Source organism: Pseudomonas sp. RW409, from assembly GCF_003184125.1.
GTDB lineage: Bacteria > Pseudomonadota > Gammaproteobacteria > Pseudomonadales > Pseudomonadaceae > Aquipseudomonas > Aquipseudomonas chlororaphis_I.
In genome coordinates this window covers 1,430,078-1,449,824 of sequence record NZ_QHHP01000041.1, presented here as the reverse complement: position 1 = coordinate 1,449,824, position 19,747 = coordinate 1,430,078, and the positions used below count along the sequence as shown (strand labels likewise).

At 65.1% G+C, this 19,747-nt stretch carries 19 protein-coding genes; 11 read left to right on the top strand and 8 right to left on the bottom strand.

Annotation, left to right across the window (positions count from 1 at the left end; all coding sequences use genetic code 11):
- Position 1: 1 nt before the first annotated feature.
- A complete protein-coding gene (gene gspG / locus DK261_RS26985; RefSeq protein WP_009048764.1) occupies positions 2-481 on the bottom strand; it encodes a type II secretion system major pseudopilin GspG in 480 nt (159 codons plus the stop codon).
- A 148-nt stretch (positions 482-629) separates the two neighbouring features.
- Between gspG and gspI the strand changes: the two genes are divergently transcribed.
- Entirely contained in the window at positions 630-1,058 is a 429-nt protein-coding gene (gene gspI / locus DK261_RS26980; RefSeq protein ID WP_103330979.1) for a type II secretion system minor pseudopilin GspI, read from the top strand.
- A gap of 177 nt (positions 1,059-1,235) precedes the next feature.
- Here the strand turns inward: gspI and DK261_RS26975 are convergent, their stop codons facing one another.
- Complete coding sequence (locus DK261_RS26975) at positions 1,236-1,667, bottom strand: type II secretion system protein N (protein ID WP_009048762.1); 432 nt, start codon at positions 1,665-1,667, stop codon at positions 1,236-1,238.
- Between the two features lie 108 nt (positions 1,668-1,775).
- Here DK261_RS26975 and gspH point away from each other — a divergent pair, with 108 nt between their 5' ends.
- Positions 1,776-2,237 carry a type II secretion system minor pseudopilin GspH gene (gspH, locus tag DK261_RS26970; RefSeq protein ID WP_016704693.1) on the top strand — a complete coding sequence of 154 codons (462 nt, stop codon included), beginning with the start codon at positions 1,776-1,778 and terminating at the stop codon, positions 2,235-2,237.
- Positions 2,234-2,857 (top strand): type II secretion system protein J, encoded by a 624-nt coding sequence (locus DK261_RS26965; protein WP_037005850.1) that lies wholly within the window; start codon positions 2,234-2,236, stop codon positions 2,855-2,857. Before gspH ends, DK261_RS26965 begins: the two co-directional genes overlap by 4 nt.
- 317 nt (positions 2,858-3,174) lie before the next feature.
- Here the strand turns inward: DK261_RS26965 and DK261_RS26960 are convergent, their stop codons facing one another.
- The 3 genes from DK261_RS26960 to DK261_RS26950 are packed head-to-tail and all read right to left on the bottom strand — an operon-like array spanning position 3,175 to position 5,321.
- Positions 3,175-4,125 carry a FecR domain-containing protein gene (locus DK261_RS26960; protein WP_016704691.1) on the bottom strand — a complete coding sequence of 317 codons (951 nt, stop codon included), beginning with the start codon at positions 4,123-4,125 and terminating at the stop codon, positions 3,175-3,177.
- A 39-nt stretch (positions 4,126-4,164) separates the two neighbouring features.
- Entirely contained in the window at positions 4,165-4,710 is a 546-nt protein-coding gene (locus tag DK261_RS26955) for an RNA polymerase sigma factor (RefSeq protein WP_009048758.1), read from the bottom strand.
- Positions 4,707-5,321, bottom strand: coding sequence for an STN domain-containing protein (locus tag DK261_RS26950; protein WP_080684176.1), 615 nt, complete (start codon positions 5,319-5,321; stop codon positions 4,707-4,709). Before DK261_RS26950 ends, DK261_RS26955 begins: the two co-directional genes overlap by 4 nt.
- A 281-nt stretch (positions 5,322-5,602) precedes the next feature.
- Here DK261_RS26950 and DK261_RS26945 point away from each other — a divergent pair, with 281 nt between their 5' ends.
- Positions 5,603-5,950, top strand: coding sequence for a hypothetical protein (locus DK261_RS26945; protein WP_110176942.1), 348 nt, complete (start codon positions 5,603-5,605; stop codon positions 5,948-5,950).
- Between the two features lie 119 nt (positions 5,951-6,069).
- On the opposite strand, the gene DK261_RS26940 is transcribed toward DK261_RS26945, so the two are convergent.
- Both DK261_RS26940 and DK261_RS26935 read right to left on the bottom strand, forming a co-directional pair.
- Entirely contained in the window at positions 6,070-6,699 is a 630-nt protein-coding gene (locus tag DK261_RS26940; protein ID WP_110176940.1) for an FMN-dependent NADH-azoreductase, read from the bottom strand.
- A 36-nt stretch (positions 6,700-6,735) separates the two neighbouring features.
- Positions 6,736-7,176 carry a carboxymuconolactone decarboxylase family protein gene (locus DK261_RS26935; RefSeq protein ID WP_038632106.1) on the bottom strand — a complete coding sequence of 147 codons (441 nt, stop codon included), beginning with the start codon at positions 7,174-7,176 and terminating at the stop codon, positions 6,736-6,738.
- A 328-nt stretch (positions 7,177-7,504) separates the two neighbouring features.
- On the opposite strand from DK261_RS26935, the gene DK261_RS26930 reads away from it, so the two are divergent.
- From DK261_RS26930 to DK261_RS26920, 3 genes are all read left to right on the top strand, one after another.
- Complete coding sequence (locus tag DK261_RS26930) at positions 7,505-8,938, top strand: PLP-dependent aminotransferase family protein (RefSeq protein ID WP_009048753.1); 1,434 nt, start codon at positions 7,505-7,507, stop codon at positions 8,936-8,938.
- 181 nt (positions 8,939-9,119) lie between these two features.
- Entirely contained in the window at positions 9,120-9,401 is a 282-nt protein-coding gene (locus DK261_RS26925; RefSeq protein ID WP_009048752.1) for a putative quinol monooxygenase, read from the top strand.
- A 97-nt stretch (positions 9,402-9,498) separates the two neighbouring features.
- The gene (locus DK261_RS26920) at positions 9,499-9,921 is read left to right on the top strand and encodes a cupin domain-containing protein (protein ID WP_016704684.1); all 423 of its coding nucleotides are present in this window, start codon (positions 9,499-9,501) and stop codon (positions 9,919-9,921) included.
- A gap of 295 nt (positions 9,922-10,216) precedes the next feature.
- Here DK261_RS26920 and DK261_RS26915 read toward each other — a convergent pair whose 3' ends face one another.
- The gene (locus DK261_RS26915; protein WP_028682258.1) at positions 10,217-15,088 is read right to left on the bottom strand and encodes an NAD-glutamate dehydrogenase; all 4,872 of its coding nucleotides are present in this window, start codon (positions 15,086-15,088) and stop codon (positions 10,217-10,219) included.
- Between the two features lie 507 nt (positions 15,089-15,595).
- On the opposite strand from DK261_RS26915, the gene DK261_RS26905 reads away from it, so the two are divergent.
- From DK261_RS26905 to DK261_RS26890, 4 genes are all read left to right on the top strand, one after another.
- Positions 15,596-15,949: a hypothetical protein gene (locus DK261_RS26905; protein ID WP_016704682.1), complete on the top strand. Its 354-nt coding sequence runs from the start codon at positions 15,596-15,598 to the stop codon at positions 15,947-15,949.
- A 119-nt stretch (positions 15,950-16,068) separates the two neighbouring features.
- Positions 16,069-16,779, top strand: a complete 711-nt coding sequence (locus DK261_RS26900; RefSeq protein WP_016704681.1) for a FadR/GntR family transcriptional regulator — start codon at positions 16,069-16,071, stop codon at positions 16,777-16,779.
- 114 nt (positions 16,780-16,893) lie between these two features.
- Positions 16,894-18,087: an L-2-hydroxyglutarate oxidase gene (gene lhgO, locus DK261_RS26895; RefSeq protein WP_101282353.1), complete on the top strand. Its 1,194-nt coding sequence runs from the start codon at positions 16,894-16,896 to the stop codon at positions 18,085-18,087.
- A 63-nt stretch (positions 18,088-18,150) separates the two neighbouring features.
- On the top strand, positions 18,151-19,491 hold the full coding sequence (locus DK261_RS26890) for an MFS transporter (RefSeq protein WP_028682262.1): 1,341 nt from the start codon (positions 18,151-18,153) through the stop codon (positions 19,489-19,491).
- Positions 19,492-19,747: the final 256 nt, after the last annotated feature.

The following is a 19,747-nucleotide window of genomic DNA, read 5'->3' as shown; positions in this document are numbered from 1 at the left end:
CTTACAACTGCCAGGAGCCGATATCGGCATTCACGCCGTCACCGTCTGGCTGGCCGTCGGCCCCCAGGGAGAACACATCCACTTCGCCGTTGGCCCCCGGGTTCAGGTAATGGTAAGGACGGCCCCAGGGGTCGTTGGGCAGGCGTTCCAGGTAGGAGCGCCAGTTGCTGTTCTTGGCGTCCGCCGGGCGCTCCACCAGCACTTTCAGGCCCTGGTTCATGCTCGGGTAGGTGCCGTGGTCGAGGCGATAGAGCTTGAGGGCCTGCATCAACCCGCCGATGTCCTGCTTGGCCGCGGTGGCCCGGGCCTGGTCCGGACGGTCGAGCACCTTGGGCACCACCATCGCGGCCAGGATCCCGAGAATGACCACCACCACCATGATCTCGATCAGGGTGAAACCGCCCTGGCCGCGCGGGCGACGGGGCTGGCGGCGGGGCTGAAGATGAGGCTGGGGGTGTGACGTGAAGCGCACGACATCCATCTCGACGTTCCTTGGCTTGATTTCGATTCGTCGGGCAGTGTTACAAGAAAATATGTCAGTGATATTGACGTTGCTCGGGAGCGTCCGTAGCCAATCGGTCAAATTTGCCGGTTAGGCTGCAAGCCTTCATTTGCGCCACGAGACGTCCATGCCGGGGCCACGCCAGCCACTACCCAAACGATCCGCCAGACGGCCAGCCACTAAACAACGGGGTTTCACCCTGATCGAGGTGCTGGTGGCGCTGGCGATCATCGCCGTGGCCATGTCGGCGGCGATCCGCGTGGCCGGGTTGATGACCCAGAGCAACGGTTTGCTGCGGGATAGATCCATCGCCCTGCTGGCGGCCCAGTCGCGCCTGGCGGAACTGCGCCTGGAAGGCCGCCTGCCGCCGGGGACCAAGAACATCGAGTGCGACCAGGGCCGGCTCAAGCTGCGCTGCGAGCAGAACATCGCCCCCAGCCCCGATCCGCGGCTGTCCCGGGTCAGCGTGCTGGTCCTCGACCGCAGCCGCGAGGCCCCGCCCCTGGCGCGCCTGGACACCCTGGTCGCGCGGGTGCCGAAGAACCCCAATCGTTAAGGATTAACCCTGTAGGAGCAGCCGGTCGACGCTCGATTGCTCGCGATGGACCTGAGAGCGCCGCGTTCATCCAATCCACACGCGTTATCGTTAACGTCCATCGCGAGCAAGCTCGCTCCTACAAGGGCCCCGCTACTATCAGGAATCTGTTTAACCAGGCACTTTTCGACAGGGTCGTCACTGGCGGATCAGCACCGGCAACGCCGGACTCTCCGGCAACTTGCTGACATCCAGCCGCGAGCGCTCGCCGCCGCGTTCGATCACCACCCCGTCGCCCTCGATGGCCACCAGCTGCACGCCCTGGGCCAGGCGCTCGCCCACCAGGAAGCTGCGCGGCGGCGCGTCGTTGAGGCTGAGAATCGCCACCGCGCCGCGAGGGCTGGCCATCAACCCGGTGACCTTGATGTCCAGCGCCAGCGGCTGGTTGGAAAACCACTGCTGCGCCGGGCTCTGGGCCTGGGCGGCCAGGGCTTGCGGCGGCGCCTGCGGGGTGCGCGACTCGGCGGGGGTCAGCAGCAGCGACGACCAGGTCGCCACCCCGGCCACGATCGCCAGCAGGGCCACGGACTGCACCAGCTGCGGCGGGGAAAATCGATGGACGAATGCCATGGCAAGGACCTCCTGTTTGTCCGTCTTCGCAGCCTAGCGCGCAATGGTCACGTTTTTATTTCACATTCACCGGGCAGGATGAAAACCGACGCACAGGAGGCGTGCCCCATGACCCCATCCCGACAACAGGGCTTCACCCTGATCGAGCTGATGGTGGTGCTGGTGATCATCGGGATCGCCAGCGCCGCCATCAGCCTGAGCATCCGCCCCGACCCGCTGCAGGGCCTGCGCAAGGACGCCGAGCGCCTGGCCCAGTTGCTCCAGGTGGCCCAGGCCGAGGCGCGCGTGGATGGCCGCCCCATCAGCTGGCGGGCGGATGCCAAGGGCTTCGCCTTCAGCCGGCCCAGCGACGACGGCCGCGGCCTCGACCAGTTCAAGGACGACCCGCAGCTGCGCCCGCGGCCCTGGGAAAGCCCGTCGATCAAAGTGCGCATCGAGCCCGGCCCGCGGCTGGTGCTCAACGCCGAATGGATCGACGCGCCGCTGCAGGTGCAACTGTCCGATGGCCAGAACAGCCTGACGGTGCAACGCACTGCCACCGGCGTGGTACGGGTGGTGGCGCTGCCATGAAGGCCCGGATCAACCAGCGGCAAGGCGGCTTTACCCTGATCGAGGTGATGGTGGCGATCCTGCTGATGGCGGTGGTCAGCGTGATCGCCTGGCGCGGGCTGGACAGCGTCAGCCGGGCCGACAGCCATTTGCAGGCCAGCAGCGAGCAGACCGAGGAGCTGCTGCGCACCCTGCACCAGTTGGAACGGGACGTGGCGCTACGGGCCAGTGTGGAGTTGATGGAGCCGGTGCCGGCGGGAAGCGACGCCGAAGCCAGCGATGTGCCGGCGGCCCTGACCGTGCGCAGCGCCGACAGCGGCACCTTCCGCCTGGATGTGATCCGCAGCGCGGCGACGCCCGGCGACGGCCTGCAACGGGTGCGCTGGTGGCTCAAGGGCGACACCCTGTACCGCGCGGCGGCGCCGGCCCGCGATCGTTACCCGCTGCCCGCGCCGAAAAACGCCGTGGCGGTGCTGGAGCATGTCAGCGACTTGCAGCTGCGGGTCTGGGATCGGGACAAGGGCTGGCGCCAGCTCAGCGGCAACCGCAAGGAAAACCCACCGGGCCTGGAAATCCGCCTGGTGCGGCAAACACCCCAAGGCGAAGAACGTTATCGCCAGGTGCTGGGGCCGTTGGAGTGATTGCCGCATCAGGCTGGATGCCGTTGTAGCCGCTGCGGAGCGTAGCGAGGCTGCGATCGGCCGCACAGCGGCCGTAAACCAGGCAACCCATTCTTCCCGATAAACCGCGTACACAGGTTTTGCGAGGACTTCGTCCTCGATCGCAGCCTCGCTACGCTCCGCAGCGGCTACAACGGCTACAGCGGCAACGCAGTTAATGCAGCGGCTACGGGTCGACGGCGATTCTGTAGGAGCGAGGCTTGCCCGCGATCCAGGCAACGCGGTTGGCCGGAACGGACGCTATCGCGAGCCAGCTTCGCGCCTACCGGTTTTGTGCTTCAGCTCAACAACACCACGCCACCCGGCAACTCAGTGCATTTGGCGCCGTAGGCGTCGCGGATCAGCAGGGCCACGCCAGCCAGCTGGTTGAGGTTGAAACGCGCCTGCACCTTGCGCTTGCCCAGCTCGGCGTTGAGCAGCACCAGCATGCCCGGGCGGTAGCGGTTGATCTCGTCGATCACGGTGTTGAGGGTGGCGTTGTCGAACACCAGCACCTGCTCGCGCCAGGCGATCACCGCCGTCGGGTCCACGGCCGTCGGCTCGCCGACCTGGCGGCTGTCGTAGGTCAGCTGGCGGCCGCTGTCCAGACGGATCAACCGGCCCGCGACCTCGACCTGCAGCGCGCCATCGATGCAGGTCACGCAGACGCTGTGGTTGATATTGCGCACGTTGAAGCGCGCCTGTGATGCGCTCAGCCAGCCGTTGCCGGCCTGGACCCGCACCGGCAGCGCGCCCTGGCTCGACACCTCGACCTCGCCTTCGAGCAGTTCGATGCCCTGCCCGCCTTGCGCCAGCTCGCGCCGGCTGATGCGGGTCTGGGTATTGAGTTCCAGGCTCAGCCCATCCTCCAACTCGACCCGGCGCTGCTCGCCGACTTCGGTGCGGTAGTCGGCGCTCAGCCCGGCAAAACCGCCGGGCACCGAGACCCGCACCGCCACCAGCGCCACCGAGGCCGCCAGCGCCCCGCCGAGAAAGGCCCGGCGCCCGAAGCGCCGCGGCTGGGCCTGCTGCTGGCATTGTTCGGCGGCCGGCTTGAGGCTGTGCCACAGCAACTTGGCCTGCTCGAAGGCCTCGGCATGCTGCGGGCTCTGCGCGCACCACTGCTGCAAGGCCCGGGCGTCGGCCGCGGTGGCCCGCCCCGAGGTCAGCAGGAGCAGCCAGTCCTGGGCCTCGTTGCGCAGCCGGTGGTCCGGTGTCGCCCGAGAAGTGGAGATGCTAAAGATGTTCAAGCGTGCGGGTACTCACGGATTAATCGGGGCCTTTAGTGACTAGGACGGTTTTCCGGCGCCGGGACCGAACCGCTGAATCACTTTTCTTTCAAGGCGCGAGGCGCAATGGCCCAGGGCCGCCTTGATTTCCTTCTCGACCATCCGTGTCGAAATGCCGAAGCGCTGGGAGATTTCCAGGTGCGGCGCCTCTTCCAGGCGCGCGGCGATAAAGATCTTGCGCCGGCGCGCCGGCAGTTCGTAGAGCGCCTTGAGCAGCGACTGGATTTCCTTCTGCCCACCCACCACCCGCGACGGGTCCAGGGCCTCGTCGCTGATCTGCAGCAGCTCCTCGACCTCGCTGCCGGTGAGCAGCCGGGCATCGGCCTGGCGGCGGTCGGCGGCGATGTTCAGGGCCATGCGGTAGAGGTAGGCATTGGGCTGGGCCAGGTTCGGCGGCTCTTCCATGCGGTCGACCCGCAGGTAGGTTTCGTGCAGCACATCGTTGGCCAGGTCTTCCGAGCCCAGGCGCCGGCGCAGACGCACCTTGAAGTCGTCGTAGGAGGTCAGGAACAACCTGACCATCGCACTGTGCCCGGTATTCTTCATGCCCCGGAGGCTCCTTGGCGTTGTCTGCAATCCATGCGTTTTCCTGCGCTGTCGGGTATCAGGAGCAAGGTCACCGGCTGGCGCAGCGAACTCGGTGCGGGCCGTTCGACCCAGGTTTCGCTCAGGCTCTGCACCAGCGCCTCGTCGCGCCGCAGATCGCCGGTAGTGGTGACCAGGCGGCTGTGCTCGATATGCCCGCCACGGTCGATCCATAGTTGCAGCACCGCCCGATAGCGACCCGGCCGGGTCAGTTCCGAACGGCACAGGCCGGCCTCCACCGCGCGTTGCAGGGCACTGGCGAAACTGTCGCTGGCCCAGGTCCCGGCGTTGCCGCCCGCGCCCTTGGGGGCAGGCGCATCGCTGAGCTGGGCGACTTGCAGGGTAAAGGCATCGGAACGGGCGTAACGGGCCATCAAACCACTTCCTGTCAGCAGGCGACTCAGGGCATCCCGGGCGCTGTAGCGCCCCTGGACCCGTACCGAACGGCGCCCTCGGGTCAGCTCGCGATCCACCAGCACCGCCATCCCGGTCGAGCGGCTGAACAGTTCCAGCGCTTCGGCCAGGTCTTGCGCGGCGATGTTCAGGTCCAGCAGCCGGTGCGAATCCACCATCGGCGGCGCAGATGGCGCCGCCCACAACCCGCCGCAGGCAGCCAGCGCCAACAGCAGCGCAAGCCCCCTGCGCGCGAACCCCGCGTGAAAGAAAGACCGATACCCGACCTTTGCTCGGCGTCGCTGCACGGCTGACCTGTCCCTGAAAACCGTCATCCTGAGGCCAGTTTATGAATCTGGTGTTACGGCGCCCGCAAAAAAACCATCACTTTTTCGCCACCCGCCTTGCTCTACACTCAAGGACCGCAACGGCCCCTCCCGGGCCCGCCAGGAGGCCCCCGATGAAACAGCTTTGCACCCTTGTCGCCAGCCTGATGCTCGGCACCCTGCCCCTGGCCGGCCACGCCGCCACGCCGGTCGAGGCGCCCGCCGCGGCGCCTGGCAAAGCGCCCACAGAGGGTTGCATCGACGTCAGCGTGGGGGGCTACAAGGCCCCGGACTACGGCTGCCTGAGCAAGCAGATGGGCAACAACCCCGACGGCGCCAGGGCCGAGCAGAAGAACCAGGAAGCCATGCAGGTGCCGATCCACAAGCGCCCGCCAAACCAGATGGGCCTGTCCACCCCGGCGGCCACCAGCACGCGGATGGGCAATACCTTCGGCAATTCGGTGAAGCCGCAACGGCCTTGAGGTTGCGTGTTGTCTGTTCGGGCCCCATCGCGGGCAAGCCTCGCTCCTACGGGGGCACCATCAGCCTCTGTAGGAGCGAAGCTTGCTCGCGATAGACGGCGCAGCCGTCGTTGCTGCGGTTACACCCCCGCCCACTGCCGCGCCACCACTTGCAGCTCCGCCCTTGCCCGTTCCAGGGCTTGCTCGCGGGCTTCGGGGTTGGCGAATTGCAGCGGCTGGGCATCGACGAACACTGGGTTCTGCACACCGATAAAGGCAAAGGCGGCCTTCAGCGCCGGGGTCAACGCGTCCATCCAGGCCATGGGATTGCCCGGGCGCAGGTCGGCGCCACGGCTGGTGAGGAACAGCACCTTCTGCCGGGTCAGCTGGCCGACGATGCCGTCCGGGGTATTGAGGTAGGTCAGCTCGGTGCGGGTGATGCTGTCGATAAAGGCCTTGAAGGTCGAGGGCATCGACCAGTTGTACATCGGCATGGCGAACAGGCAGGCATCGGCGTCCATCACCCGCTGGCACAGGGCATCCGAGGCCGCCAGGGTCTGGCGCATCTGCGGCGTGCGGGCCTCGGGAGCGGTGTAGGTGGCGATGGCGAAGGCCTCGCTGACGTGGGGCGGCGTATCCACCGTCAGGTCCAGGTAGTCGATCTCCAGGTCGACGCCCTGGCCTTGCAGCCGCTCAATAAAGTAGCGGCCCAGGGCCCGGGAGTTGGAACGTTCGCCTTTGGAGCTGGCATCGACGTGCAGCAGTTTCATTGAGCATTACCTTGCTTGGGTTGAAAGATATCTGGGCTAAACGCTGGGCTGTTGGCGGAACGCCACGGCGAGGCGGTTCCAGCAGTTGATGGCGGCCACCGCGACGGTCAGGTCGACCAGCTCGCGCTCGCTGAATTCGCCGCGCACCGCCTGGAACAATTCATCCGGCACCGCAGGGTCGGCCAACAGGGTCACCGACTCGCTCCAGGCCAGGGCCGAGCGTTCCCGCGGGCTGAACAACCCCGAGTCGCGCCATACGCTCAGGGCGTACAGGCGCCGCTCGCTCTCGCCGTTCTGGCGCGCCTGCACCGCGTGCATGTCGGTGCAGAACGCGCAGTGGTTGAGTTGCGAGACGCGGATTTTGATCAGCTCCAGCAGCGGCTTCTCGATGGACAGGCCGAAGGTTTCTGCCTCGAGCATCAACAGGCCCTTGAGGGCTTCCGGCGAGGCGCTGTAGTAGTCCAGGCGGGGTTCCATCGGGGTCACCGTAAGCGTGCGTTTGTGTTCTTCCTAGCCTAAGGGCCGTGCTGGGCTGTCCCTATAGCCAATCCGCGGGTTTATCGGCAGTCCACCGGACCTGTGTCGGACTTGATCCCGCCGAAGCCCTGCGGGCTTATCGCAGCCTGCGGCAGCGGCTACACCGCCCGGTCCGAAGGCAGCGTCGCACCCTGTAGCCGCTGCCGAAGGCTGCGATCGCGTACGCAGTACGCGCCAGGATCTCAGGCCAATCCCGATACCAGGCTGCTACACCAAACCCGGCCGGGCGGGTAATCTGGCGGGCACTGATCGTTTTGGAATGTCATCGATGGAACTGCATGTCGTCATCAACGGGCGCAAGGACCTGGCCGACCAGCTGTATCGGCAACTGCGCGACGCCATCGAATCCGGGCGACTGGCGGCGGGCGCCCAGTTGCCGCCGAGCCGCCTGCTGGCCGAGCAACTGGGAATCTCGCGCAAGACGGTGTCGGACACCTACAGCCTGCTGACCTACGAGAACTTCCTGATCGGCAGGATCGGCCGCGGCACCTTCGTCAATGCCCGGCCGGTGAAAGCCGAAGCCAAGCAGAGCGCCGCCGACCTGGCCTGCGCGCAGAGCCTGGAAAAATGGCGCGAGCTGCCCTCGCCCCTGCGCCATCCGACCCTGGAAGGCACCTCGCGCTACGAGTTCATCGGCGGCGCCACCAGCCGCAATCAGTTCCCCCAGGAAGAATGGCGGCGCTGCACCCAGGACGCTTTGCGGCGGATCGCCCAGAGCGGCGGTTTCTACAGCCAGCCGGAAGGCCTGCCGGCGCTGCGCAGCGCGATTGCCGGGCATGTGTCGTTCTCCCGCGGCGTGGTTTGCAGCGACGCCGACATCGTGGTCTGCAACGGCGCGCAACAGGCCCTGGACCTGATCGCCCGGGTGGTGCTGGAACCCGGCAGCCTGGTGGCCATGGAAGACCCCGGCTACACCCCGGCGCGCCTGCTGTTCAGCGCCCAGGGCGCGACGGTGATCGGCGTGCCGGTGGATGATGAAGGCATCCAGGTCGAGCGGATTCCCGACGGCGTGCGGCTGATCTACGTCACCCCGTCCCACCAGTTCCCGCTGGGCATGCCCATGAGCCAGGCCCGCCGCGAGGCCCTGCTGGAGCGGGCGCGGCAGCTGGGGGCGATTGTCATCGAGGACGATTACGACAGCGAGTTCCGCTACGAGGGGCGGCCCACCGACTCCCTGCAAAGCCTGGATAAACGTGGCGTGGTGGCCTATGTCGGGACCTTCTCCAAGACCATGCTGCCGCAGCTGCGCCTGGGCTACGCGGTACTGCCGCCGGCAATTCTCGGCGCGGTGATCAAGGCCAAGCGCCTCACCGACTGCCACACCTCGACCCTGCCGCAATGGGCGCTGGCCAAGTTCATCGCCGAGGGTTACCTGCTCAAGCACATCCGCCGCTGCCACACGGTGTACGCCGGGCGCCGCGAGCGCATCCTGCGGCGCCTGAACGGCGACCTCTCGCCCTGGCTGCAAGCGGTGCCGTCCACCGCCGGCTTCCACATGGCGGCACTGTGCAAGGTGCCGGTGAACATCCCGCTGCTGCTGGAGCTGGCGAAGAAGGTCGAGGTCGGGCTCTACCCGCTGCACGGCTTCTATGATCAGGAGCCGGCCAGGGACGGGCTGTTCATCGGCTTTGGCGCCATCGAGACCCTGGACATCGACCCGGCCCTGGACAAGGTCCGTGACATCCTGCAACAGATTGCCTGATTGGCCCCGGGCTTTTCCCGGGGATTGGTTATTTTCCTTGCAATCTCCTGGCCTTATTCTGAGCCTCCAGCAAACGCCGTGACTGCAACTGCGATCTTGAGCCCCTGCACCTGCTACGTCGCAGTGCCGCCCAAGCCGATCGCAGCCTGCGGCAGCGGCTACAGGTCGTGGGGGGTTCGAGATGTCCAGTCCAGCCATCAATATCGTGCAGATCCGAGCCGCCCAAGGCCGTTCGGATGAACTTGACCAGCATTTGACAACACTCCTCGCCGCCCTGCGCGAGGCCCCCGGTTGCCTGGAGTACACCGCTCGCCGCAGCGTCGAGGATCCCCGGCATTGGACCGTGCGCGGCCAGTGGCGCTCGGTGGCCGAGATGCAGGCGCATTTCCATCTGCCGGCGGCCCAGGGCTTCATCGACCTGCTGGCCAGCCGCCTGGCCTGCGCCCTCGACTTCGAACACTGAGGCATTGGTCTGCGCTTCTTTGCCGGGATTGGTTATAGGCCGGTCGCGCCAGCGGGCTTACCTTGAGTCGGCCCCTTTCGCACCGGAGAAACCGACCATGAAGAAGACCCTCGCTGCCCTGACCTGCGCCCTCGCCGGCCTGACCCTGCTCACCTCCCTGGGCGCCGCCGCCCATGACCCGGAGTACGGCCAGGAGAAACTCAAGATCCTCCAGGAACATGCCCTGAGCAACCTGCCGGGCAAGACCGCGCTGATGCTCACCGTCGACTACGCGCCGGGCCAGGCCACGGTGCCACACATGCACAAGGGCGCGGCCCTGGCCTATGTGCTCGAAGGCGAGATCACCTCGCGGGTCAACGACGAGCCGGCCATCACCTACAAGGCGGGCGAATCCTGGTACGAACCGGCCGGCTCGCAGCACCCGGTGTCGGCCAACGCCAGCACCAGCAAACCAGCCAGGCTGCTGGTGTTCGTGCTCAAGGACACCAAGGATGAGGTGCTGACGCCGTTGAAGCAGTAAGCGCCTGGCCGCTGCGCGGAGTACATTTTTTCTGTAGGAGCGAGGCTTGCCCGCGATGACGTCAGTACAAACAGCACAAGGCCAAGCCGATAAAAAGGCGTCTGGCCGCTGCGCGGATCGCGAGCAAGCTTCGCTCCTACAGAAGCCGCGTTTTTTTGTAGCCGCTGCTGCAGGACCTTGAGCCCCTTGCGAGCGTTCCGCTCGATCCTAGCCTGCGGCAGCGGCTACAACATTTCGCGAGACCATAAAAAAGCCCCGTATCTCGCGATACGGGGCTTTTTCATTTAGCGCTCGATCAGGCCGCCGCTACAAGGCCCGATTGACCGCTCATGGCCAGGTCCAGCAATTCGCGGTTGGCCACCGCGTACATGGCGTAGTCGGTGCCGCTGGCGGCACGGATTTCCACCAGCATCGCGCGCCAGCGCTCGACCATGCTCTGGTTCTGCTCCAGCCACAGGGCCACGCGGGCTTCCATGTCTTCTGGCGCGTCGGCCATTTGCAGGACCGAGATGGTGATCGCCCGCTGCTGCCAGTCCACGTCGTCGCGGAAGGCTTCGCGTGCCTGGGCCTGCCAGTTGTTGGCCACCGGCAGATCGCTGATCTGCTGCAGGTACCACGGCAGGTCCAGGGCGCTGCCCACGGCGAAGTAGGCCTTGGCCACATCGGCGGCGTCGTGCCCGGTGACATCCGCGGCCTCGATGATCGGCAACAGGGTGTACAGGTGGGTGGTACCTGCCACCATGCGCGCCAACAGCTCGGGCACGCCGGCTTCGACGTAGGCGGTGTAGCGGGTCTGCCAGCCTTCGCGGGTCGGGCCTTCCAGCAGTTCGTCGAGCTTGAGGCCCAACGCCGCCAGGTGCGGGCCGAAGTGCGCGACGTCACGCGCGGCATCCTGCTCGTTGCGACGGCTGCGCAGGAACCAGCGGGTGGCGCGACGGCCAAGGCGCATCAGCTCGTCCATCAGCTCCAGCTGCACCTGGGCCGAGACCTGGTGGTCCAGGGCTTCGATCTGGCGGAACCAGTGCGGGAGATGGAAGATGTCACGCACGATCACATAGGCGCCCGCCACGTTGGCCGGGCTCATGCCAGTGGACTCCTTCAGGCGCTGCACGAAGGTGATGCCCATGTGGTTGACCAGGTCGTTGGCGATCTGGGTGCTGACGATCTCGCGCTTGAGGCGGTGACGGCGCATGGCTTCGGCGAACTTGCTGACCAGGGTCGGCGGGAACGCGGTTTCCATGTCGCGGGTCAGGTAGTCGTCGTCCGGTACCAGGGAGTTGAGCAGCTGTTCCTTGAGGTCGATCTTGCTGTAGGAGATCAGCACCGACAGTTCCGGACGGGTCAACCCGTGGCCGGCGGCGACGCGCTCGTTGAGCTGCTCTTCCGACGGCAGGAACTCGATGGCGCGATCCAGCTTGCCACGGCCTTCCAGGTCGCTCATCAGGCGCTTGTACTCGGCGATCCGCGCAAAGGCGCGACGGGCCGCCAGGGACAGGGCCTGGGTCTGCTTGTAGTTGTTGCCCAACACCAGGCCACCGACTTCGTCGGTCATGCTCGCCAGCAACTGGTTGCGTTGCTTGTCGGTCATGTCGCCGGCATGCACCACTTCGTTGAGCAGGATCTTGATGTTCACTTCGTGGTCGGAGCAGTCCACGCCACCGGCGTTGTCGATGAAGTCGGTGTTGGAACCGCCGCCATTGAGGCCGAACTCCACACGACCCAGCTGGGTCATGCCGAGGTTGCCGCCCTCGCCCACCACCTTGCAGCGCAGCTCGTTGCCGTTGACCCGCAGTGCATCGTTGGCCTTGTCGCCGACATCGGCGTGGCTTTCGCTGCTGGCTTTCACATAAGTACCGATACCGCCGTTCCACAACAGGTCCACCGGCGCCTTGAGCAAGGCGTTGAGCAGCTCGGTCGGGGTCAGCTTGTCGGCCTGGATGTCGAAGCGTTCTTTCATCTGCGGCGAGATGGCGATGCTCTTCGCGCTGCGCGAGAAGATGCCGCCGCCTTCGGACATGATGCTGGTGTCGTAGTCGCTCCAGGCCGAGCGCGGCAGGTCGAACAGGCGCTGGCGTTCAGCGAAGCTGGTGGCCGGATCCGGGTTCGGGTCGATGAAGATGTGCAGGTGGTTGAAGGCCGCGACCAGTTGCAGCTTGTCGGACATCAGCAAGCCGTTGCCGAACACGTCGCCGGCCATGTCGCCGACGCCCACCACGGTGATGCTGTCTTGCTGGACATTGATGCCGCGCTCGCGGAAGTGGCGCTGCACGCCGACCCACGCGCCCTTGGCGGTGATACCCATCTTCTTGTGGTCGTAGCCGGCGGAACCGCCGGAAGCGAACGCATCACCCAGCCAGAAGCCGTAGTCGATGGCGATGCCGTTGGCGATGTCGGAGAAGGTCGCGGTGCCCTTGTCCGCCGCCACCACCAGGTACGGGTCATCGTCGTCGTGACGCACCACGTTGGCCGGTGGCACCAGGGCGCCGTCCTTGAGGTTGTCGGTGATGTCCAGCAGGCCGGAGATGAAGATGCGGTAGCAGGCGATGCCCTCGGCCGCGATCTCGTCCCGGCTGCCGCCCAGCGGCAGGCGACGCGGCAGGAAGCCGCCCTTGGCGCCCACCGGCACGATCACCGAGTTCTTCACTTGCTGGGCTTTTACCAGGCCCAGGACTTCGGTACGGAAGTCTTCTTCACGGTCGGACCAGCGCAGGCCGCCGCGAGCGACGTTGCCGAAACGCAGGTGCACGCCTTCGACGCGCGGCGAGTAGACGAAGATCTCGAACTTCGGCACCGGCTTGGGCAGCTCGGGAATCAGGTGCGGGTTGAACTTGAAGCTGAAGTACGACTTGTTATGGCCGTTGGCGTCGGTCTGGTAGAAGTTGGTCCGCAGGGTGGCCTTGATCAGGTCCAGGTAGCGACGCAGGATGCGGTCTTCGTTGAGCACCTGGACATCGTCCAGGGCGGTGAGGATCGCGTGCTCCAGGCGTTGCTGCTTGTCTTCCAGGTCATCACCGGTGAGCTTGCGCGCCAGGTAGAAGCGGGTCTTGAACAACCGGGTCAGCTCGCGGGCGATATCGGTGTGGTTGTTCAGGGTGCTGGCGATGTAACCCAGGTCGAAGCCCAGGCGGATCTGCTTCAGGTAACGGGCGTAGGCACGCAGCAGCGCGACGTCGCGCCATGGCAGGCCGGCGGTCAGCACCAGACGGTTGAACGCATCGTTCTCGGCATCGCCACGGACGATGTGGACGAAGGCGTCCTGCAGCGTGTCGTTGAGCTGCTGGATATCCAGGTTCAGGCCTTCGGCCGCGGTGAAGGCGAAGTCGTGGATCCAGAACTCACGGCCGCTGGCGTGACGCAGGCGATACGGGAACTCGCCGAGCACGCGCAGGCCGAGGTTTTCCAGGATCGGCAGCACGTCGGACAGCGCCAGAGGGGTGTCGGCGTGGTACAGCTTGCAGTGCAGCAGCGGCTGGCTGGTGGACTGGGTCAGCGGCTGGTAGAAGCTCATCACCAGCGGGTTGGCCTCGGACAGGCTCAACAGGTGCTGCATGTCGACCACCGCCGAATGCGCGGCGAAGCGCTCGCGGTAGCCGGCCGGGAAACCCTTCGGGAAGTCGGCCAGGACGTTGGTGCCGTGGGCTTCGCCGAAGCTTTCGACGGTCAGGGCAGCGTAATCGTCCTGCCAGCTGCGGCAGGCCTGCACCACTTCTTTTTCCAGCAGCAGCGGGTCGATGTCGATGCGGTTCTTCGGGTCGACCCGCAGGATCAGTTGCACGCGCGCCAGCACGGACTCGGAGAAGAAGGTCCAGAACTCGCAGTCGGTGGCCTTCAGGCGATCCATCAGCACCTGCTGGATCTTCTGCCGCACTTCGGTGGAATAGATGTCGCGCGGCACATAGGCCAGGCAGTAGCAGAAACGACCGTACGGGTCCTTGCGCAGGAACACGCGGATCTTGTTGCGTTCCTGGATCTGCACGATCGACATCACGGTGTTGAACAGCTCGTCGACCGGGGTCTGGAACAGGTCGTCGCGGGGCAGCACTTCGAGGACCTGGGCCAGTTCCTTGCCCAGGTGCGCCTTGGCCTGGAAGCCGGAACGCTGTTCGATGATTTCCACCTTGCGGCGGATATAAGGAATCACCCGCACGCTTTCGCCGTACACCGACGAGGTGTACAGGCCCATGAAGCGGCATTCCTTGATCACATTGCCGTCGGCATCAATCTGGCGGATCGACACGTAGTCCGGGTAGGCCGGACGGTGCACGCGGCTTGGGTGCGCGGCCTTGGCGAACGACAGCGGCGTCGGTTCGCGCAGGTAGTTCACGGCGTAGTCTTCGATGCGCAGGTCGTCGACGGTGAGGCCGGCGCGCAGCAGCTTGGTCAGGCCGAGGAAGGAGTCCTGGTCGTACTCGATATGGCCGCCGTGCTGGTCTTCGCGCACCACGAACTCTTCGTAGCCGAGGAAGGTGAAGTGGTTGCCCACCAGCCATTCCAGGAAGCTCTTGATCTCGCCCTTCTCATCGGCGTCGATCTCGAACTGGCTGTTGCCGATGCCATCGATCAGTTCCTGGACCTTGGCTTTCATCGGCTCGAAATCGGCGACAGCGACGCGGACTTCGCCGAGCACCTGCTCCAGTTCCTTGCTCAGCACATTGAGCTCGGCGGTGTTGGCGCAGCGGTCGATCTCCAGGTACATCAGCGATTCTTGCAGGATGCCTTCGCCCTGGGTGCCTTTGGGCAGGATTTCCAGCAGCTCGTTCTTGCTCCCGCGACGCACGCTCAGCACGGTGGTCTGCAGGGTGTGGATGCTGTAGCCGCGACGGTTCAGCTCGGTGCGGACCGAGTCCACCAGGAACGGCAGGTCATGGTGCAGCACTTCGACCGCGGTGTGGGTCGACTGCCAGCCATGACGTTCGTAATCGGGGTTGTAGACACGCACTTGCGATTGCGCGTGGTCGAAGCGCTCAAGCAGGCGCCAGGCAGAAAGGGTGCAGCCCGCCAGGTCGGACAGCCGACGCTGGGTGAGTTCGTCCAGAGAAATGATGCCGAAGAATTGTTCAGCGAACAGCGCCACTTGTGGCAGTGCCTGTTCACTGATGTGCTGCGCCAGTGCCGCTTGCAGTTGGTGCTGGAAGTCGGCCTTGCTGGCTGCGGTGAAGAACGCCATCTGTGGTACTCCGCTTGGGCTTGTTATTGATGAAAGCGTCGCATGCAATCCCCTTTGGGGGTGTCGGTCATCCTGCTCCTGGATCTCGGGCAGAGGTTGCAGGATGACAGGGTGGTGAAGCTGTACGAGACGCTCAGGTCACATTCACCGTTCCCGGAGGGGCATCTGCAAAAACGACTGCCCAGGTGCGCCGGGCAATGCCTTTACAGGTGCTCATCCGTTGCGCAGCTTAACGAGTGCGGCAAGCCCGCTGCTTGCGGTGCTGCGACATATTCGGTCATTGGCAGGCAACTGGCGGGCCAGGCCTTGAACAACACTAGCAGCCACTGGACAAAACAGCGGCCGCAGCGCGGTTTTACGGGACTGTCGTACCAGAAGCGGGCAGTTGCAGCGACGCCAGCGTGACCTGTTCTCTGACACACAAAGCAGCAGAAATTCCCCCGGGCTGGCAGAATTGCACTTTGTTCGCCCCGCTCCCCCGTCGGAGCCAGACCCAGGACTCGCCCCATGCAAATGACCACCGCCCACCTGATCGCCAACCCGTGCGACGACGAAGAAGACAACATGGCCATGCTCTGCTGCCACAGCAACCAGGGCGAGATGTTCCTGATGACCCGCTACCCGGACGAGGACGAACTGGAGATCACCCTGGACGGCGAACCCTCGACCCTGGACGGGGTAAAAGTCACCCTGGGCCCGACCCGCCTGCTGATCGAAATCGCCGCGGCCGACGCCGATGCGCTCAATGGCAGCGATCACCTGGAGATCAAGCACAACACCGCGGCGGCGGACCTGGCGGAAGTCGAGCAAACCCTGCAGAACATCCTCAAGGGCACCGGCACCTATATCAGCGAGCTTTGATCTACGAGCTTTGATCTACCAGCCCTGATTCAACCCGCTGTGAGCAAGCGACTGGTTTCTTGACAAGAAACCGGCGCCCCGGCATTGTCTGACAACCTGACTTAAGAGCCGCCTCCTCCATGCTTCAGCTCCAGCGCCCCGACACCCTGGTCGAACGAGTGGTCAACGCCATCCGCAAGGAAATCGACGCCGGTCGCCTGACCGCCGAATCGCGCCTGCCGACCGAACAGCAATTGACCGAGCAACTGAACGTCAGCCGCTCGGTGGTGCGCGAGGCCGTGGCGCAGCTCAAGGCCGACGGCATCCTGGTCAGCCGCCGCGGGCTGGGCTCGTTCATTTCGCAGAACCCCAGCGGCAGCGTGTTCCGTTTCCCCAGCCAGAAGGGCCGCAAGCCCGACCTGGTGCAGATGTTCGAAATGCGCCTGTGGATCGAGACCCAGGCCGCGTCCATCGCCGCCCAGCGTCGCGACGACGCCGACCTGAAGCGTATGCGCACGGCCCTGCAAGAGATGCACGACCAGCGCAGCGATCTGGCCGCGGCCGCCCTGGCCGACGTGGAGTTCCACCGGGCCATCGCCGACGCCAGCAAGAACCACTACTTCGTCGCCTTCCATGATTTTCTCCGTGGCCAGTTGGCCGAAGCGCGGCGCACCGCCTGGGAAAACTCGGCGGCCCATTCGGTCGGCGGTTCCGCCGATGCCGGCCGCGAACACCAGGCATTGTACGAAGCCATCGCCGCCGGTGACCGGCAGCAGGCCGCCGCCTGCGCCGAAGCGCACCTGCGGGCCGCGGCCAAACGCTTGAAAATCGACCTGCCAAGTATCGATTGAATCCCTGAAACCCACTGTCTGGCGGACGCTGCCGTGCGGCGTCTTTTGTTTGCCTATCTTTGTCTGACAACCTGATGATCAGACTCAAACAAGAATAACCAAGGTGACATCTGCATGATCTACGACTACTGCATCATCGGCGGCGGCATCGTTGGCCTCGCCACCGCCATGGCGCTGCTCGAACGCCAGCCCGGCGCCTCGCTGCTGATCCTGGAAAAGGAAAACGTCCTGGCCCGGCACCAGACAGGCCACAACAGCGGGGTGATCCACGCCGGCATCTACTATGCCCCGGGCAGCCTCAAGGCCGACCTGTGCAAGCGCGGCGCCCAGGCGACCAAGGATTTCTGCACCCAGCACCAGATCAAGTTCGAGGTCTGCGGCAAGCTGCTGGTGGCCTCCACGCCGCTGGAAGTCGAGCGCATGCACGCCTTGTACGAGCGCTCGCAGCAGAACGGCCTGAAGGTCGAACAGCTGGATGCGAAAGAGCTGCAGCGGCGCGAACCGAACATCGTCGGCCTCGGCGGCCTGTTCCTCGATGCCACCGGCATCGTCGACTACAAGCAGGTGTGCGAAGCCATGGCCCGGGTCATCCAGAAGGCCGGCGGCGAAGTGCAGCTGCAGACCAGGGTGCGCGCCGTCGTCGAAACCGCCGACAAAGTCACCATCAGCAGCGACGACAAGGTCTGGAGCGCCCGCCAGCTGGTGGCCTGCGCCGGCCTGCAATCGGATCGCCTGGCGGCCCTGGCCGGGGTCAAAATCGACCACCAGATAGTCCCGTTCCGTGGCGAGTACTTCCGCCTGCCGGCGGCGAAGAACAACATCGTCAATCATCTGATCTACCCGATCCCCGATCCGGAGCTGCCGTTTCTCGGCGTGCACCTGACCCGGATGATCGACGGCAGCGTCACCGTCGGCCCCAACGCCGTGCTCGGCCTGGGCCGCGAGAACTATCGCAAGTTCTCCATCAACTGGCGCGACGTGGCCGAGTACGCGACCTTCCCCGGCTTCTGGAAAACCATCTGGAACAATCTCGGTTCCGGCACCACGGAGATGAAGAACTCGCTGTTCAAGCGCGGCTACCTGGAGCAGTGCCGCAAATACTGCCCGTCCCTGGAAGTCGACGACCTGCTGCCTTATGAGGCCGGGATTCGCGCCCAGGCGGTGATGCGCGACGGCACCCTGGTGCACGACTTCCTGTTCGCCGAAACCCCGCGCATGGTCCACGTCTGCAACGCCCCCTCGCCGGCCGCGACCTCGGCCATCCCCATTGGCCAGATGATTGCCGAGAGAATCCGCAAAGCCCGTTGATCCCCGCTGCACGGGTGCCTGGCGCCCGCTTGAAAATAACTACAAACAACAAGGAATCCTCAGATGTCAGTACATGAGGCGGCCCCGGCCGCATGCGAAACGCCGCAACAGAAACAGAAACGCCTGCGCAAGGTGGCGGCGGCGACCATCTTCGGCTCGATGCTGGAGTGGTACGACTTCTATCTGTACGCCACCATGGCGGCCATCGTCTTCTCGAAAATCTTCTTCGACCCCAGCAACCCGAAAGTCGCCTCGCTGCTGGCCTTCTCCACCTTTGCCATCGGTTTTATCGCCCGGCCCTTCGGCGGCATCCTGTTCGGCTACCTGGGCGACAGGTTCGGGCGCAAACAGGTATTGGTGATCACCTTCTGCATGATGGGCGTGTGCACCACCCTGATCGGCCTGATTCCCAGCTATGCCTCGATCGGCATCTGGGCGCCGATCATCCTGGTGCTGGTACGGATCATCCAGGGCCTCGGTGCTGGCGCCGAGCTGTCCGGGGCGGCGGTGACCTCCTACGAGCACGCCAGCGAAGGCAAGCGCGGCAGCCAGGGTGCCTGGCCAGCGCTGGGCCTGAACCTGGGCCTGCTGCTGTCGTCGCTGACCGTCTACCTGCTGACCATGAACGGCAACGAGTTCCTGCTCTCCGGCGGCTGGCGCATTCCGTTCGTCTGCAGCATCGCCCTGGTCGGCGTCGGCCTGTGGGTACGCCGCAGCATTCCGGAAACCCCGCAGTTCGAGAAGCTCGATAAAGCACTCGACAAGGACAGCGCCAAAGTCCAGGCCTCGCCCCTCAAGCTGCTGTTCAAGAACGACCTCAAAGGCCTGGCCGTGGTGCTGTTCGTGGCCATCGGCTACAACGCCCTGAGCTACATCTTCAAGACCTTTTCCCTGGCCTACCTGACCCAGTACAAAGGCGTCGAAGCCCATGTCACTTCACTGTCGGTGACCATCGCCAGCCTGGTGGCGATCGTTGCCGTGCCCTGCTTCGGCTGGCTCTGCGACAAGTGGAGCAGCAAGAAGGTGCTGATGCTCGGCGGCCTGTGCTCGGTGCTGTTCGCCTATCCCTTCCTGAGCCTGCTCAATACCGGCGAGCCGCTGATGATCTACCTGGCCATCGCCATCGGCACCGGGGTATTGGCGCCGATGATGTTCGCCCCCCAGGGCTCGTTCCTCAGCCGCCAGTTCCCGACCCAGACCCGCTCCTCCGGCTTCGGTACCGGCCGGGAAATCGGCACTGCCATCGCCGGCGGCCTGGCCCCCCTCGGCGGGCTGGCCCTGGTCGCCAACTCGGCCACTCACTCGACCGACGGCGTGGCGCTGATCCTGGCGGTCTCGGCGGTGATGGTGGTGGTCTTCGCCCTGTGCGACCAGGGCCGCAAGCACTCCAGCTTCAAGAACTGAGCACAACCCACTGACGCGCCGTGCTGGCGGCGCGTCAGGCACCCGCTGCCATCCCCTTCCCCCGATCCTCACAACAGGTCCCGGCGTTGCGGACCCTTACCGGTTATTTGCGCAATTGCACGCCACTTGACCACCATTTGCATCCGACCTGACCGGTCATTTGCATCGGATTTCACCAGCACGCGTTGTAACCATGATCGGCAGAGAACGGCCAGGAGCCGCTGGGGGACGTAGCAATGACGAAAGAGCAACTATG

Coding starts and splice junctions, on each gene's coding strand:
- gspI (WP_103330979.1), top strand. CDS start 630: ATGCCGGGGCCACGCCAGCCACTACCCAAACGATCCGCCAGACGGCCA.
- DK261_RS26935 (WP_038632106.1), bottom strand. CDS start 7,176: ATGGAACCCCGCCTGGACTACTACAGCGCCTCGCCGGAAGCCCTCAAG.
- DK261_RS26930 (WP_009048753.1), top strand. CDS start 7,505: ATGGAACTGCATGTCGTCATCAACGGGCGCAAGGACCTGGCCGACCAG.
- DK261_RS26905 (WP_016704682.1), top strand. CDS start 15,596: ATGCAAATGACCACCGCCCACCTGATCGCCAACCCGTGCGACGACGAA.
- gspG (WP_009048764.1), bottom strand. CDS start 481: ATGGATGTCGTGCGCTTCACGTCACACCCCCAGCCTCATCTTCAGCCC.
- DK261_RS26890 (WP_028682262.1), top strand. CDS start 18,151: ATGTCAGTACATGAGGCGGCCCCGGCCGCATGCGAAACGCCGCAACAG.
- DK261_RS26955 (WP_009048758.1), bottom strand. CDS start 4,710: ATGAAGAATACCGGGCACAGTGCGATGGTCAGGTTGTTCCTGACCTCC.
- DK261_RS26965 (WP_037005850.1), top strand. CDS start 2,234: ATGAAGGCCCGGATCAACCAGCGGCAAGGCGGCTTTACCCTGATCGAG.
- DK261_RS26940 (WP_110176940.1), bottom strand. CDS start 6,699: ATGAAACTGCTGCACGTCGATGCCAGCTCCAAAGGCGAACGTTCCAAC.
- DK261_RS26900 (WP_016704681.1), top strand. CDS start 16,069: ATGCTTCAGCTCCAGCGCCCCGACACCCTGGTCGAACGAGTGGTCAAC.
- DK261_RS26920 (WP_016704684.1), top strand. CDS start 9,499: ATGAAGAAGACCCTCGCTGCCCTGACCTGCGCCCTCGCCGGCCTGACC.
- lhgO (WP_101282353.1), top strand. CDS start 16,894: ATGATCTACGACTACTGCATCATCGGCGGCGGCATCGTTGGCCTCGCC.
- DK261_RS26915 (WP_028682258.1), bottom strand. CDS start 15,088: ATGGCGTTCTTCACCGCAGCCAGCAAGGCCGACTTCCAGCACCAACTG.
- DK261_RS26950 (WP_080684176.1), bottom strand. CDS start 5,321: ATGGTGGATTCGCACCGGCTGCTGGACCTGAACATCGCCGCGCAAGAC.
- gspH (WP_016704693.1), top strand. CDS start 1,776: ATGACCCCATCCCGACAACAGGGCTTCACCCTGATCGAGCTGATGGTG.
- DK261_RS26945 (WP_110176942.1), top strand. CDS start 5,603: ATGAAACAGCTTTGCACCCTTGTCGCCAGCCTGATGCTCGGCACCCTG.
- DK261_RS26925 (WP_009048752.1), top strand. CDS start 9,120: ATGTCCAGTCCAGCCATCAATATCGTGCAGATCCGAGCCGCCCAAGGC.
- DK261_RS26975 (WP_009048762.1), bottom strand. CDS start 1,667: ATGGCATTCGTCCATCGATTTTCCCCGCCGCAGCTGGTGCAGTCCGTG.